Origin of the sequence: Sulfitobacter mediterraneus (assembly GCF_016801775.1) — a bacterium.
In the GTDB taxonomy this organism is placed as follows: domain Bacteria; phylum Pseudomonadota; class Alphaproteobacteria; order Rhodobacterales; family Rhodobacteraceae; genus Sulfitobacter; species Sulfitobacter mediterraneus_A.
In genome coordinates, this window is record NZ_CP069004.1 from 1,174,209 (window position 1) to 1,189,347 (window position 15,139).

The 15,139-nt window shown below is 61.2% G+C and carries 14 protein-coding genes; 12 read left to right on the forward strand and 2 right to left on the reverse strand.

The window, feature by feature from the left end:
• Positions 1-22: 22 nt before the first annotated feature.
• The 5 genes from JNX03_RS05740 to JNX03_RS05760 all read left to right on the forward strand — a co-directional run bounded on the left by JNX03_RS05740 (position 23) and on the right by JNX03_RS05760 (position 5,747).
• Positions 23-1,867 (forward strand): SurA N-terminal domain-containing protein, encoded by a 1,845-nt coding sequence (locus tag JNX03_RS05740; RefSeq protein WP_203211448.1) that lies wholly within the window; start codon positions 23-25, stop codon positions 1,865-1,867.
• 12 nt (positions 1,868-1,879) lie between these two features.
• Positions 1,880-3,391 (forward strand): anthranilate synthase component I, encoded by a 1,512-nt coding sequence (trpE, locus tag JNX03_RS05745; RefSeq protein ID WP_203211449.1) that lies wholly within the window; start codon positions 1,880-1,882, stop codon positions 3,389-3,391.
• A gap of 2 nt (positions 3,392-3,393) precedes the next feature.
• Positions 3,394-3,837 (forward strand): NADAR family protein, encoded by a 444-nt coding sequence (locus JNX03_RS05750; protein WP_203211450.1) that lies wholly within the window; start codon positions 3,394-3,396, stop codon positions 3,835-3,837.
• Positions 3,834-4,871 carry a succinylglutamate desuccinylase/aspartoacylase family protein gene (locus tag JNX03_RS05755; RefSeq protein ID WP_203211451.1) on the forward strand — a complete coding sequence of 346 codons (1,038 nt, stop codon included), beginning with the start codon at positions 3,834-3,836 and terminating at the stop codon, positions 4,869-4,871. The genes JNX03_RS05750 and JNX03_RS05755 overlap by 4 nt, the downstream gene beginning before the upstream one ends.
• 93 nt (positions 4,872-4,964) lie before the next feature.
• Complete coding sequence (locus JNX03_RS05760) at positions 4,965-5,747, forward strand: methyltransferase domain-containing protein (RefSeq protein ID WP_203211452.1); 783 nt, start codon at positions 4,965-4,967, stop codon at positions 5,745-5,747.
• 7 nt (positions 5,748-5,754) lie between these two features.
• Here the strand turns inward: JNX03_RS05760 and JNX03_RS05765 are convergent, their stop codons facing one another.
• Entirely contained in the window at positions 5,755-7,275 is a 1,521-nt protein-coding gene (locus JNX03_RS05765; RefSeq protein ID WP_203211453.1) for a divergent polysaccharide deacetylase family protein, read from the reverse strand.
• Positions 7,276-7,445: 170 nt separating this feature from the next.
• Here JNX03_RS05765 and JNX03_RS05770 point away from each other — a divergent pair, with 170 nt between their 5' ends.
• The 7 genes from JNX03_RS05770 (at position 7,446) to lexA (ending at position 12,977) form a co-directional block, all read left to right on the forward strand.
• Positions 7,446-8,027 (forward strand): anthranilate synthase component II, encoded by a 582-nt coding sequence (locus tag JNX03_RS05770; RefSeq protein ID WP_203211454.1) that lies wholly within the window; start codon positions 7,446-7,448, stop codon positions 8,025-8,027.
• The gene (gene trpD / locus JNX03_RS05775) at positions 8,024-9,040 is read left to right on the forward strand and encodes an anthranilate phosphoribosyltransferase (protein ID WP_203211455.1); all 1,017 of its coding nucleotides are present in this window, start codon (positions 8,024-8,026) and stop codon (positions 9,038-9,040) included. The genes JNX03_RS05770 and trpD overlap by 4 nt, the downstream gene beginning before the upstream one ends.
• Positions 9,037-9,696, forward strand: a complete 660-nt coding sequence (locus JNX03_RS05780) for a uracil-DNA glycosylase (RefSeq protein ID WP_203211456.1) — start codon at positions 9,037-9,039, stop codon at positions 9,694-9,696. Before trpD ends, JNX03_RS05780 begins: the two co-directional genes overlap by 4 nt.
• A 10-nt stretch (positions 9,697-9,706) precedes the next feature.
• Positions 9,707-10,519, forward strand: coding sequence for an indole-3-glycerol phosphate synthase TrpC (trpC, locus tag JNX03_RS05785; RefSeq protein ID WP_203211457.1), 813 nt, complete (start codon positions 9,707-9,709; stop codon positions 10,517-10,519).
• Positions 10,519-10,995: a cyclic pyranopterin monophosphate synthase MoaC gene (moaC, locus tag JNX03_RS05790; protein ID WP_203211458.1), complete on the forward strand. Its 477-nt coding sequence runs from the start codon at positions 10,519-10,521 to the stop codon at positions 10,993-10,995. Before trpC ends, moaC begins: the two co-directional genes overlap by 1 nt.
• On the forward strand, positions 10,992-12,164 hold the full coding sequence (locus JNX03_RS05795) for a molybdopterin molybdotransferase MoeA (RefSeq protein ID WP_203211459.1): 1,173 nt from the start codon (positions 10,992-10,994) through the stop codon (positions 12,162-12,164). The genes moaC and JNX03_RS05795 overlap by 4 nt, the downstream gene beginning before the upstream one ends.
• A 111-nt stretch (positions 12,165-12,275) precedes the next feature.
• Positions 12,276-12,977, forward strand: a complete 702-nt coding sequence (lexA, locus tag JNX03_RS05800; protein ID WP_203211460.1) for a transcriptional repressor LexA — start codon at positions 12,276-12,278, stop codon at positions 12,975-12,977.
• On the opposite strand, the gene JNX03_RS05805 is transcribed toward lexA, so the two are convergent.
• Positions 12,971-15,025 (reverse strand): ComEC/Rec2 family competence protein, encoded by a 2,055-nt coding sequence (locus tag JNX03_RS05805; protein WP_203211461.1) that lies wholly within the window; start codon positions 15,023-15,025, stop codon positions 12,971-12,973. The two genes, lexA and JNX03_RS05805, sit on opposite strands and share 7 nt — an antisense overlap.
• Between the last annotated feature and the right edge of the window lie 114 nt (positions 15,026-15,139).

Consider the following 15,139-nt stretch of genomic DNA (forward strand, 5'->3'; position numbering starts at 1 on the left):
ACAAATTTACAGGTGCGCTGACATGGCCAAAGGTTCTAGCCTTTCGAAAACTGCAATCTGGATCCTGATGGGTCTGCTGATGTTAGGCCTTGGCGGCTTTGGCGCGGTGAACCTCAGCGGCAATATCCGCTCAATCGGCACTGTCGGTGACAAGGCAATCCCCGTGGATGCCTATGCCCGCCAGATCCAGAACGAAATCCGCGCATTGGAACAGCAAACCGGACAGGCCCTGCCCTTTGCCCGCGCTCAGGAAATGGGTCTGGACCGCGCCGTGCTGCAACGTGTGGTGCGCAATCGCGCCCAGGACCACGAGACAGAACAGCTTGGCCTCTCTGTCGGCGATGAAACCCTGCGCGACGAGATCCTGCAGATCCCCGCGTTTCAGGGCGTAAACGGCGAATTTGACCGCGAAGGCTATCGATTTGCCTTGCAACAGGGCGGCATCAGCGAGGCGGAGTTTGAAACCTCCCTGCGCGAAGAGGCGGCCCGCACCCTGCTTCAGGGCGCGATTGTCGGCGGTGTGCAGATGCCCGACACCTATGCCAAGACCCTTGTCAGCTATCTGACCGAGACCCGCAGCTTCACCTGGTCGCAACTGGATCGCGATGATCTGGCCGCGCCGTTGCAAACCCCGGCAGATGACGTTCTGAAAACCTATTATGATGAGAATGTTGATCTGTTCATGCTGCCCGCCAGCAAACAGATTACCTATGTCACACTGTCGCCTGATGCGCTGATCGACGAGGTTGTCGTCCCCGAAGAGGAACTGCGCGCCGAATATGACGCCCGCGCCGATGAATACAATCAGCCCGAGCGACGCTTGGTCGAACGTTTGGTGTTCTCGGACAGTGACGCCGCCGACAGCGCTGCCGCCATGCTTGAGGTCAGTGGCACCACGTTCAACGCCTTGGTCGAGGAACGCGGGCTTCAGCTCTCCGATGTGGATCTCGGCGATGTCAGCCGCCTAGAGCTTGATGCCGCCGGAGAGGCTGTCTTTGCCGCCGAAGTGGGTGCGGTGGTTGGCCCCCTGCCCAGCGATCTCGGCCCGGCCCTGTTCCGCGTAAACGCGGTTCTGCCCGCACAGAACACCAGCTTTGAAGAGGCCATGCCGGCCCTGCGTCAGGAATTGGCCCTGACCCGCGCTGTGCGTGCGGTAGAGGCCCGCGCACAGGATCTTGATGACCAACTGGCGGGCGGTGCAACGCTCGAACAACTGGCAGCAGAGACCGAAATGAGCCTTGGCACCATTGATTGGACCGAGGACAGCTCCGAGGGTATCGCCGCCTACGGCGAGTTCCGTCAATCCGCAGCGGCACTTGACGAGGGCGATTTCCCCAAGATCGAACAGCTTGAGGATGGCGGCATCTACGCCATGCGTCTCGACACCGCGCTGGACGCTCGACCTGAGCCGTTTGACAGCGCCCGTGATGCCGTACTGGAAAGCTGGCAAGCCCAGCAAACGGTCAATCTCCTGACGGCGCAGGCCACAACGCAGATCGCCACATTGGGCGGCGCGGCCTCCTTTGAAGCCGCCGGTCTGGATGCAACTGTCGAGACCGACCAGAACCGCAACGCCTTTATCGAAGGGGCACCTGCCGGTTTCATGGACGAGGTTTTCGCCATGAACATCGGCGATGTCGCGGTCCTGCCCGGTGAGGACACGGTGACCATTCTACGGCTCGACGATATCAACGCGGCATCGCAAGATGACGACCGCTCCAACGCGCTTGTTGCCCAGATCAGCGAGCAGTTGAACCAGACCCTCGCGCAGGATCTTTACGGGATCTTTGCCGACGAGGTCGTCAGCCGTGCAGGCCCGCAAATCGACCAACGCGCCTTGCAGGCCGTTCACGTCAACTTTCCCTAAGGCACTGAATACATGGCACTGACCCCGGAATTTGATGACTTTGCCAAGGCCTATTCCGCCGGACAAAATCAGATCGTCTATACCCGTCTGGCCGCGGATCTGGACACGCCTGTATCCTTGATGCTCAAGCTGACGGGCGCGGCAGAAAATGCCTTTGTGCTGGAATCCGTCACCGGCGGCGAAGTGCGCGGCCGCTATTCGATCATCGGCATGAAGCCCGATCTGATCTGGCGCTGCCGGGGCGAAACCTCCGCGATCAACCGCGCCGCCCGCTATGATGCGGAGGCCTTTGAAGATGTGCCGGGCGACCCTTTGGATGTGCTGCGCAGCGTGATTGCGGAATCCAAGATCGACCTGCCCGAAGATCTGCCGCAAGCGGCGGCGGGCCTGTTTGGCTATCTGGGCTATGACACCATCCGGTTGGTGGAACACCTGCCGAATGTGAACCCCGATCCGCTGGGACTGCCCGATGCGCTGATGCTGCGCCCCTCTGTTATTGCGGTGCTCGACGGGGTCAAAGGTGAGGTCACCATTGTCTCTCCCGCCTGGGCTTCAGACGGACAATCGGCCCGCGCCGCTTATGCCCAAGCCGCCGAACGGGTGATGGATGCGGTGCGCGATCTGGAACGCGACATGCCCGGCGCCTCCCGCGATCTGGGCGATGCGGGCGAAGATGCTGCGCCTGTGTCCAACTTCACCCGTGAGGGGTACAAGGCCGCTGTTGAAAAAGCCCGCGAATACATCGTTGCGGGCGATATTTTCCAGGTGGTGCCAAGTCAACGCTGGGCCCAGGGGTTTACCCAGCCGCCATTTGCCCTTTATCGGTCCTTGCGGCGCACCAATCCGTCGCCGTTCATGTTCTACTTCAACTTCGGCGGCTTCCATGTGGTTGGCGCCTCGCCCGAGATCCTTGTGCGGGTCTTCGGCAACGAGGTGACGATCCGCCCCATCGCAGGCACACGCAAACGCGGTGAAACCCCAGAAGAAGATCGCGCATTGGAGGCCGAATTGCTGGCCGACGAAAAGGAACTGGCAGAACATCTGATGCTGCTGGATCTGGGCCGCAATGACGTGGGCCGGGTGGCCAAGATCGGCACTGTGCGCCCCACCGAAGAGTTCATCGTTGAGCGTTACAGCCATGTGATGCACATCGTTTCGAACGTGGTGGGAGAACTGAAAGAAGGCTGTGATGCGCTTGATGCTTTCTTTGCCGGAATGCCAGCCGGCACGGTGTCCGGCGCACCCAAAGTCCGCGCGATGGAGATCATTGATGAGCTGGAGCCGGAAAAACGCGGCGTCTACGGCGGCGGTGTCGGATACTTCAGCGCGGGTGGTGATATGGACATGTGCATCGCCCTGCGCACCGCGGTGATCAAGGACGAAACGCTGTATATCCAAGCAGGCGGCGGCGTGGTCTATGACAGCGACGCCGAGGCCGAATTCATGGAAACTGTACACAAATCCGGTGCCATCCGCCGCGCGGCTGCCGATGCGGCGCGCTTTGATGGCAAGGGCAATAGATAGGCATGACTATCTACTTCTACGCTCAAACGGACCCATATGCCGAGTTTTCAAACTTTGCTCCGTTCGGGGTTGAAATGGATGAGCTTTGGTGGCCGACCGTGGAGCACTACTTCCAAGCGCAGAAATTCACCGATGCAGTATATCAAGAGCGAATTCGCCGGGCCATTAAACCTAAGGACGCAAAAGCACTTGGCATGACCCGAGCCTTACCACTGCGATCGGATTGGGAGGACACAAAAGTTACGCTAATGCACAGCGCAGTGGCCTGCAAATTCAAAACCCACCCAAAACCGCGGGATTTGCTGCTGTCGACCGGGACAGAGGACATTGTCGAAAACGCGCCCATGGACAGTTTCTGGGGCTGCGGGCCAGATGGACAAGGAGCAAACATGCTTGGAAAGATTCTGATGCAAGTGCGTAGCGATCTGCAGGATGCCGCAGCATGAGCCGTGAAGCTTTTCAAATCGCGGGCCAATCCATTGCCCCAGGCACGTCGCAATCTGTCACCCTGCCCGTGTCGATCCTGCCCGATCACACGCCTGTCGGGTTGGCTGTACAGGTCCATCACGGCAAGCGCCCCGGCCCCACGATGTGCGTCAGTGCGGCCGTGCATGGCGATGAGGTGATCGGCGTTGAAATCGTGCGCCGCCTGTTGCGCGCACCGCAGCTCAAATCCCTGCGCGGCACGCTCTTGGTGGTTCCGGTGGTCAACTCCTACGGGTTTTTGTCCCGCTCACGCTATTTGCCCGACCGGCGCGATCTCAACCGGTGTTTTCCGGGGCACCCATCCGGCTCACTGGGCGCCCGGTTGGCACATATCTTTCTAAATGAGGTGGTTCTGCGCTGCGATTTCGGAATTGATCTGCATTCGGCAGCAATCCACAGGACAAACCTGCCGCAAGTGCGGGTGTCTCCGGCAGACAAGGTGACCGCAGGCATGGCACTTGATTTTGGCGCTCCCGTGGTGCTGACCTCGCCCCTGCGGGATGGGTCGTTGCGGGCCGTGGCAGCCAAACACGGCACACCCATTTTGCTGTATGAGGCGGGCGAAGGTTTACGGTTTGACGAGATGGCCGTGCGGGCCGGTGTGGCCGGTATCCTGCGAGTGATGCGCGGGCGCGATATGTTGCCCGCGAAGGGCATCGCCAAGGCCAAGAGCGCACCGCATATCTGCACCTCTTCCACATGGCTGCGCGCCCCGGCGGGCGGGCTGCTGCGCACCTTCCGCGCCGAGGGGGAAACCGTGGCCAAAGGGGATGTGCTTGCCACGGTCTCTGATCCCTTTGGCGATGTGGAGGCCGATCTGGTCGCACCCTCCGCTGGCATCCTGATTGGCCGCGCGATCCTGCCGGTGGTGAATGAGGGCGATGCGGTGTTCCATCTGGCCCAGCTCAGCCCCCGCGCCAATGCCGATACGGTGGAGGATCTCGCCGAGCAGCTGGAAAGTGATCCGTTGTTTGACGAGGATGAAATTATCTAGCTGCGTCAGGCCACTGACCCAAAATTTTCGCAACGCTGCGCAGATCGCCATTTTTTGTTAAACTGTCGGAGCTTTCCCTGCCGGAGCCCCGAAATGCTGAAGTTTGACGCCGAAACCGCCAAGATCCTGGACAACGCCTATCAAGGGGCCGATGTCACGGCGCGGCGCTTGGTCTCCTACAACGCCTTGTCGCCAAACCCCGGCGAGACCCTCCTGGATATCGGATGCGGCAACGGTCTGCTGACACTGGATCTGGCCCGCGCCACAGGGCCAGAAGGCCGGGTCGTGGGCATTGATCCGAGCGCGGATATGCGCAAGGTTGCCGCAGCGCGATGCGCAGGGCAGCCCCATGTGACATTCCGTGACGGACTGGCCGGTGCGCTGCCGGTTGAGGATGGCGTGGCCGACGGCGCCGTGGCGTTGCAGGTTTTCGAATATGTTGAGGACCTAGGCACCGCCATGCGGGACGCGATGCGATGTCTCAAGCCCGGCGGGCGGTTGGTGATCGGCGATCTTCACTTCGGCAGTTTCATCTGGCACAGCGAGAATCTCCCACGTATGGCACGGATGCGGGCCGCATGGGACCACCACTTTGTCCATGCTGACCTGCCGACCAAAATGCTGCCGCTGTTGAAAGAGGCCGGTCATCGCGTCGAAGCGGTTCGCCCCTTCACCACCGCCGATCATTGCCTCAGGCCGGGCGGGCTGGCGCGCATGATGATGCACCTTATGACCCGCTATGCCGTTGAAAACGGACATGTCTCACAGGATGAGGCGGACGATTGGTTCGCCGAACAAGAGGATCTGGCCCGCAGGGGACATTTCTTTTTCTCGCTCAGTCAGTTTGTGATCACCGCCCGCAAGACAGGCTCATAAGTCGCGTTTATTGTTCGCGGCTCAGCACAGCGGAAATGGGCGCCAACGCCACTTTGCCCGCGCGGTCCTGCAGCCCCCATAACAAGAGCGCCGAGATTGTATCCGCCCGCAACCGGCCCAGCATGATCACACCGCCGTCTTGGCCGGCGCGAAACGCCGCCTGATCCAGAAAACGCCGGATCACGGTGGCGGTCTGGCCCTTGCTGTCAAAATCGCGGAAGATCGGATCGGCAGCCACACCAGCCTTGCGGGCCAGTTTTGGCATTGTGTTCAAACCCTTGTCCTGTGTCACAAGCCCATGTCCTGTCTGGCCAAGGATCGCAGTGACCTGATCTGACAGTTCTTTGGAGCCTTGCACACCCGTGTCGGTCCCTTCCAGCACGGCCACAGCGCCCGGCAAACCGGCCAACGCCGTGGCAAGCAGGGTCTCGGCGTCAACGGCGGTTGCCGCCTCGGGCAGATCCACCTCGATCAACACCTCCAACCCTTCGGACCGGTAAAGCGCGATCCGCTCGGCCGCGTCAGGGGCGTTTGCATTGACCGCAAAGCTGAGCGGATAGGGAAAACTGCGCAGCGCGGCTATGCCCGCCGCCCCGGTGACAGGCGCATTGCCGTCGTCAATCAGGACGATCGCCATCAAGGGTTTGCCTTCGGGGTTTTCAAAAGGCTCGGCGTTGATCTCAAGCGCGGGTCCGACCTCAGCCACGACCTCTGGCGCAGCCGGAGTGGTTTCCGCATCTGCCGGCGCATCAGTGGCCGGTCCGCGATTGATCGTTACGCCGCTGTCCCGGTCTGTCAAAGAGATCGCAGGCTTGCCGATGCTGGGGCGGCCAGTGTTTGCATCATTCGTTTCGGTTTCTGTGGTCTGCGGCTGCGCAGGTTCCGCCGCAGGTGCTGGCGCTTCGGGCTGGCTGGCGGTCTGCGGTGTTTCGGGCGCTTGATCCGCCTCGGTGTTGCCCGCCAAATCAGGTTTTACCGAATCCGCAGGCGCCTCGCCAATTTGCACGGGCGCTTGCACCGGCTCTTCGGCTTCAGGTGCCTTGGACAGCGCAGGATCGTTGCTTTGGGTGACAGGTTGTTGCGGCAGGCCGGGATCAGTGTTGATCGCCACATCATCGGTTTCGGGCGGTGCCATCGGGGCAAGGGCCTGCGGATTGGGCAGTACAGGCGCATCGGGCGCGATCGCCACACTGCCCGTATCATCGGTGCCTGCCGGGGCTTGCAAGCCATCCGCCGATCCGGTTTCGGGGCGCCCTGCGGAAGACTGTTCCTCTGCGCCTAAAGCCGCCTCGCTGTCGGGCGCTGGTGCCGTGGCTTGCGGCGCGGTGCCGACCGATGCCGGGGCACTGTCGGTGTTAGGCTGTGTGTCTGGCGCTGCAGGATCGGCCACGGGGGCATCCACCGCACCGGGGGCCATATCATCCACCACAGGTGATTGCGGCAATGGCATCATCACCGAGGCCACACCGGCCACGCCGACGCTCAATACGCCGCCCCAAAGCACACCGCTTAGAAATCCCCGTGCCATCGCGCACTCTCCTGCTCAAACGACCGCATGCTGTGCGGTCTCTGTCCTCATCTGGCTGCCCCGCTCTTGACGCCAGCGGACAAGCCTGAACATGTATGGCACCGTGTATACTCTGTCTCGGCAGCGTTACTCTAGCCCTAATGCCCGGCCCCAATACAAAGAGTTGTCCATTGTTGCTGCTTATCGATAACTACGACAGTTTCACCTATAATCTTGTGCATTATCTCGGCGCTTTGGGCGCGGATGTGCATGTGGTGCGCAATGACCAGATCACCGTGGACAAAGCCATGGCGATGAACCCTGCGGGGATCTTGCTGTCTCCCGGTCCATGTGACCCCGATCAGGCAGGCATCTGCCTTGACCTGACACGCGCGGCGGCAGAGGCGAAATTGCCTTTGCTGGGTGTCTGTCTTGGCCACCAGACACTGGGCCAGGCCTTTGGCGGCAAGGTGGTGCGGGCCAAAGACATCGTGCACGGCAAACTTGGCCAGATGCATCACAAAAACAAAGGCATGTTTGCTGGTCTGCCCAGCCCCTTTGCCGCGACGCGATATCATTCGCTGGTGGTGGATCGAGACAGCCTGCCAGACACGCTTGAAATCACCGCAGAATTGGAAGACGGGACAATCATGGGCCTGCAACACCGCAGCCTGCCCCTGCACGGCGTGCAATTCCATCCTGAATCGATCCGTTCCGAACACGGGCATGCCATGCTCCAGAACTTCCTGAATGAAATGAAGGTGCCCGCATGAGTGACGCGCTTAAACCGCTGATTGATGCCGCCGCCAACGGCCCCCTGACACGCGCACAGGCTGGCGAAGCCTTCGAAATCCTGTTTGACGGCGAGGCCACGCCAAGCCAGATCGGCGGCTTTCTGATGGCGCTGCGCACGCGGGGCGAAACAGTGGATGAATATGCCGCCGCTGCAAGTGTCATGCGGGCGAAATGTCACGCGGTGGCAGCGCCAGAGGGCGCGATGGACATCGTCGGGACCGGCGGCGATGGTAAAGGCACGCTGAACATTTCCACCGCGACCGCCTTCGTCGTGGCGGGCGCGGGTGTGACGGTGGCAAAACACGGCAACCGCAACCTCAGCTCCAAGTCCGGCGCGGCTGACGCGCTGACCCAGATGGGTATCAACGTGATGGTCGGCCCCAAGGTGGTGGAACGCGAACTCTCGGGCGCTGGCATCGGCTTTATGATGGCACCGATGCACCACCCGGCGATTGCCCATGTGATGCCAACACGGTCCGAATTGGGCACACGCACGATCTTTAACATTCTCGGCCCACTCACCAACCCCGCCAGTGTCAAACGCCAGTTGACCGGCGCCTATCGCCGCGATCTGATCCGCCCGATGGCGGAAACCCTGCAAGCCTTGGGCTCTGAAAAAGCATGGTTGGTACATGGATCGGACGGCACGGATGAGTTGACCATCACCGGGGTCAGCTGGGTCTCTGCCTTGGCGGATGGTGCGGTGACAGACTTTGAAATACATCCCGAAGAGGCCGGCCTGCCCGTGCATCCTTTCGAGGCCATCGTCGGCGGCACACCAGAGGAGAATGCCCGTGATTTCAACGCATTGCTGGACGGTGAACAATCAGCCTACCGCGATGCGGTACTGCTGAACTCCGCCGCAGCGCTGGTGGTGGCGGATGCCGCAACGGATCTGAAAACCGGGGCAGAAATGGCACGCACCAGTATCGATTCCGGGGCCGCCCGCGACCGCCTGACCAAATGCGCGGCCCTGTCGCAGGAAAAATGACCGCCCTTGATGTCAGCAATCTCGGGGCGTGGTCCGACCTGCCCTTTTTTGAGACAACTTTGCCAAGGATCGAAGCCGCCCTTGCCGCCGAAGAGCGCCCCGTCTTTCCGCCAGCCAAGGCGGTCTTTAACGCCTTGGAACGCTGCCAGCCAGAAGACACCCGCGTCGTGATCCTTGGCCAGGATCCCTACCACACACCGGGCAAGGCCGATGGTCTGGCTTTCTCCATCCCCCAAGACTTTGGCGGGAGGCTCGACAGTCTTGGCAATATTTTCAAAGAGATAGAGACCGATCTTGGTCAGGTTCGCACCAGAACCGACTTGCAAGACTGGGCCGATCAGGGCGTTCTGCTGCTGAACACCGCGCTCACCGTGCCGCAGGGCGCGGCCAAGGCGCACGCCAAGCTGGGATGGTCCGTGCTGGTCCAAGAGGTCTTGGCCAAACTCGCAGATCGCCCCCGCGTGTATCTGCTTTGGGGCGGACCGGCGCAGAAGATCGGGCGCCACATCGACCCCCATCAGAATCTCAAGATCGAAACGGCCCATCCCTCCCCCCTGTCTGTATATCGTGGATTTTTTGGCGCACGCCCCTTCAGCCGCAGCAATGCATGGTTGCAGGCCCGCGGCATGGGGGTCATAAACTGGGCCAACCCATGAGAAAGCTGCCATGACCGATACCATTCTCGACAAGATCAAAGCCTACAAGCTGGAAGAAGTTGCCGCCGACAAGGCCGCAAAACCCCTCAGCGAAGTTGAAGCCGAAGCGCAGGCCGCCAGCCCCGTGCGCCCCTTTTCAGAGGCACTCTTTGAGGCATCCCTACAAGGCTATGGCCTGATCGCTGAAATCAAGAAAGCCAGCCCGTCCAAAGGCTTGATCCGCGCCGACTTCGACCCGGCCGCATTGGCGCAGGCCTATGCCGCAGGCGGCGCAACCTGTTTGTCGGTTCTGACCGACACGCCCAGTTTTCAAGGCGCCAAGGACTATCTGGTCGAGGCCCGCGCAGCCTGCGATCTGCCCGCGCTGCGAAAGGATTTCATGTATGACACCTATCAGGTTGCCGAAGCGCGGGCGCTGGGGGCAGATTGTATCCTGATCATCATGGCTTCCGTTTCTGATGCCCAAGCCGCCGAATTGGAGGATGCCGCGGCCCAATGGGGCATGGATGCACTGATTGAAGTGCATGACGCCGAAGAACTGGAGCGCGCCACCCGTCTCAAAAGCCGCATGATCGGCATAAACAATCGCAATCTCAAGACTTTCGAGACCTCTCTTGATGTGACCCGCACCCTGTCCAAACAGGTGCCGGGGGACCGGATGATGGTCTCGGAATCGGGCTTGAACACACCCGAAGATCTGGCCGATATGGCCCGCTTTGGCGCCCGGGTGTTCCTGATCGGCGAAAGCCTGATGCGGCAAGAAGATGTCGAGATCGCCACCCGTGATCTGCTTGCCGATCCCCTGACCGCCGGAGGCATGTGATGGCTCTCACGCATTTTGACGCCAAGGGCGACGCCCATATGGTGGATGTCTCAGGCAAGGACATCACATCACGCATCGCCGTGGCCGAGGGTCATATCAAGATGCAGCGCGAAACCTTTGAAATCATTACCGAAGGCCGTGCCAAGAAAGGCGACGTTCTCGGTGTCGCACGACTGGCCGGTATCATGGCGGCGAAACGCACCGCCGATCTGATCCCGCTGTGCCATCCTTTGCCGATCACCAAGGTCAGCGTCGATCTGGAGCCGGATGATAGCCTGCCCGGCATCCGCATCACCGCCACTGTCAAGACAACCGGCCAAACCGGCGTTGAAATGGAAGCGCTCACCGCCGCCTCCACCGCCGCACTTACGGTTTATGACATGTCCAAAGCGGTCGATAAATCCATGGAGATCGGCGGCATTCGGGTCGTGCTGAAAGACGGCGGGAAATCAGGGCGTTACGAGGCATCCGAATGATCCCTGTCGCCGAGGCGCTGCAACAACTTTTGGATCTGGCCTCACCCCTTGATGTCGAAGACGTGCCACTGCGCCAGGCCGCCGGACGGGTATTGGCCCGTGACGTGGTCGCGGCCCGAACACAGCCGCCTTTTGCCGCGTCCTCCATGGATGGCTATGCGCTGCGCCGCGCCGAGGTTGAACCCGACGCGATGTTCAAGGTCATTGGCGAGGCGGCGGCGGGCCATCGGTTCAAGGGCACGCTCAAAGCCGGACAAGCGGTGCGTATCTTTACCGGTGCCCCCATCCCCGAAGGCGCAGATTTTGTTGTTATTCAAGAAGATACAACGCGCCGCGGTGATCTGATCACATTGGGTCACAAGGTCGGAATCAAAGATAACATACGTCCGGCTGGTGGCGATTTTGCCAAGGGGCAAAAGGTCTCTGCCCCCCTGCTGTTGCGCCCTGCCGATATTGCCTTGCTGGCGGCCATGAACATTGCCCGCGTGCCGGTCGCCCGCAAACCCGTCGTTGCGATCCTCGCCACGGGGGATGAATTGGTGCAACCGGGCGAGACACCGGCCGAAGATCAGATTGTTGCCTCAAACAGTTATGGCCTGGCAGCCATGTTCGAAAGCAAAGGCGCTCAGGTTCGACTGCTGCCCGTGGCCCGCGACAATGCGGCCTCTCTCAAGCAGGCCTTTACGCTGGCCAAGGGTGCGGATCTGATTGTGACCATCGGTGGCGCTTCTGTTGGTGATCACGATCTGGTTGCGCCAGTTGCTGCCGAAATCGGAATGCAGCAAAGCTTTTACAAAGTGGCCATGCGCCCCGGCAAACCGCTGATGGCGGGCACCTTGGGCAATGCGGTTATGCTGGGCCTGCCGGGCAATCCGGTGTCTGCGATGGTCTGCGGTACGATCTTTGGGGTGCCGCTCCTGCGTAAGATGTTAGGGCTTGGGTCCGATCCCCTGCCGATGCAGGAGGCGCCGCTGGGCGTCGACCTGCCGCAAAACGGCCCTCGCGCCCATTACATGCGCGCCCATTTGCGCGATGGCGTACTTTTCCCGGATGACAGGCAAGACAGCTCTCTTCTGTCGGTACTGGCCACAGCAGATGCCTTGATGGTACGCCCCGTGGACGAGCCCCCCCGCAAAGCGGGCGATCGCGCAGAATACATCGCGATATAAGCAAGGCCTGTTGCCAGAACCGTCGCGAACAAACCAATTTTCGAAGAATTGTTGACACAAAACGGGAACATCACTAGAACAAAACAAAACCGATGTTCGAAGGGACCGCCCATGTTGACGAAAAAGCAACTCGATCTTCTGGCCTTTATTCACAAACGGGTGCAGCGCGATGGCGTGCCGCCCAGCTTTGATGAGATGAAGCTGGCGTTGGATCTGCGGTCGAAATCGGGCATTCACCGGCTGATCACAGCCCTTGAAGAGCGCGGATTCATCCGCCGTCTGGCACATCGCGCCCGTGCGATCGAGGTTGTCAAACTTCCAGAAAGCCTTGGCGGCACGCCGAATGCCGGGTTCACACCCAAGGTCATTGATGGCGATCGGCCCGATGGCCCGCCGCCAGCGACAGCCCTGCAAACGCACACGGCGCAGGCCGTCGATCTGCCCGTTATGGGCCGCATCGCGGCAGGTGTGCCGATTGAGGCGATCAACCAGATGACCCATTCCGTGGCTGTGCCGGGCGGTATGCTGTCGGGCAACGGACAGCACTATGCCCTTGAAGTCAAAGGCGATTCCATGATCGAGGCCGGCATCAACGATGGCGATGTGGTGGTGATCCGCGAAACCAATGTGGCCGATGATGGTGACATCGTCGTGGCCCTTGTCGAAGACAGTGAAGCGACGCTCAAACGTTTCAAACGCTCCGGCAGTTCCATCGCGCTTGAGGCTGCCAACCCCGCTTATGAAACGCGGGTATTGCCCTCTGACATGGTCAAGGTGCAGGGGCGGCTGGTCGGTCTGATCCGCACCTATTGAGGATCGCGCGGCGCTTTGGGCCAATTGGTCCAAAGCCGTTCGCCTGTGCGGGCGCGCGCGGTTGTGATTTGCCAGTCCCGCGCGCCCTTGCGCAGGGCCAATGCACCGGTTTTCCGCAATGCTGCAGGATCGAAAATCAGGCAGTCAGCACCCGCGATCCAGGGTGCATCCACGGACACCACGACAATCTGCTGCGCCGAACATCCCTTGAAGCTGGCCAGCGCCCGCTTGCCAGACAGATGCTGCACGGGGCCGTTTTTCCACCGGGCGGCGGCCTGATCCTGCCTTGCCCCATCGCCATCGTTCTCCAGCCAGATCTGTGCAACGAACCCAGCGCCTTTGGCCTTGCTCAAGGCGCGGGCCTCCGACCCCATCACCCCGACCAAGGTGCCCTGTTCGGCAATCAACACATCTGGCCGCTCCGCCCCCCGCCAAAGCAGCAGCGCCGCCGCCATCATCACCGGCCCGCCCCAGCGCAAGCGACCCTGCCAGAGCACCAGCACCAAAAACCCCAATGCCAGAACCGGCAGCACGGATGGCCCCGGCGCCACAACATAGCCCCGCGCACCATCCAGCGTTGCCACCTGATGCGCCACCCAAAGGATCCACGACAACCCCCATCCCATTGGCCAAAGCCCCAATGCCTCCAGCCCGAAGGGCCATAATACCAGCGCCAAAACGGCCGCTGGGATCACCAGAACCCCCATCAACGGAACCGACAGAAGATTGGCCACCAATCCATAATGGGCGATGGTATTGAAATGTGCCGCCGCTATTGGCGCTGTGGCAAATCCTGCCACTGCCGAGGACAGAACCGTGGCCAGAACCACCCTGCCCCAACGCGGCATCTGCGGGAGCGGCGCATCACGCAGGCAGCCGAAGACAGCAACCAGGGCCACCGTCGCGGCAAAGGACATCTGAAAGCCCGGCCCGGTCAGTGCCTCTGGCCGCAGCAGCAAAACAATCGTTGCAGCCACCGCCACCGCCCGCAGCGAAATCGCCCGCCGCCCGATCAACAACGCCCCAAGCGCCGTCCCTACCATGATAAACGCCCGTTCGGTCGCGACATTGCCGCCCGACAACGCCAGATACCCCGCCGCAGCAACCAGCGCACAAACCGCGGCAATTTTTTTGGTTGGCCAATAAAGAGCAGTATAGGGGATCGCACTCAGCAGAACGCGCAGGGCACCAAGAACCACCGCTGCAAGCAATCCCATGTGTAGGCCCGAAATTGCCAACAAATGCGCGAGATTGCTGGCCCGCAAATCCTCCAACGTACTGCGGGGAATGGCGCTGCGGTCTCCCGTGGTCAACGCCGCAGCAAAACCGCCGATCTCGCCGGGCAAGATGTTTCGAATATGGGCCGAGATGGCCATTCGCGTCCGAAACAACATCAGATCCAGCGTGCCGTGCTCGGGCCACGCGGCCCCCATCAACGGCACACGGGTATAGCCAACAGCACCGAGTTGGGCAAACCAGGCATGGCGCTGAAAATCAAAGCCGTCCGGCTCCACCGGGCCGGAGGGCGGCGACAAATGCGCCGTGGTCATCACCCGCAGTCCCGGTTCGGGGGTGATACCCTGGGTTTTGCTGTGCAAGGAGATCCGCACCCGCGCGGGGGTCCGCTCCGGCGGTACGCGTTCCAACTGCACACGGTCCAGCGTCAGGCGCAGGGCATCCGATTGACTGCGGTCCATAGCGATGATCCGGCCTTCAACCGCGCCGTAATACCGCCAGCCCAGAACCGGATTGGTTAAGCTATGTGCCCGCAGTCCGGCAACGGTGAACCCGGTCACAATCAGCGCCCCTGCGATGGCCAGTGGTGCCGCCGCCTCGGACAGGAACACCGCCAGCACCGCCAAGGCCACGGCCACCCCCGCCAAGACAGGGTAAAGCACCAAAGCAGGCTCAAAACGCAGGCTGAAATAGCACCCGATGCCAATGGCGAGACAAACCGGCACCCAGCCCAGCATCATCCCGCGTTGCGCCAGCATCATCTGGCCCAACGCCGATTTTACCCAAATGGACAGCGCCGCGGCCCGCCCCATGCTTGCCCCCGTTCCCCGCACTGGATAGACAGACGGGAAATCTACGGCGCGGATGGTTAGCAAATGGTAAACACCAGCAGCCCCAGCCGCCGCGCCGCCTTATCCAGTTAAGAA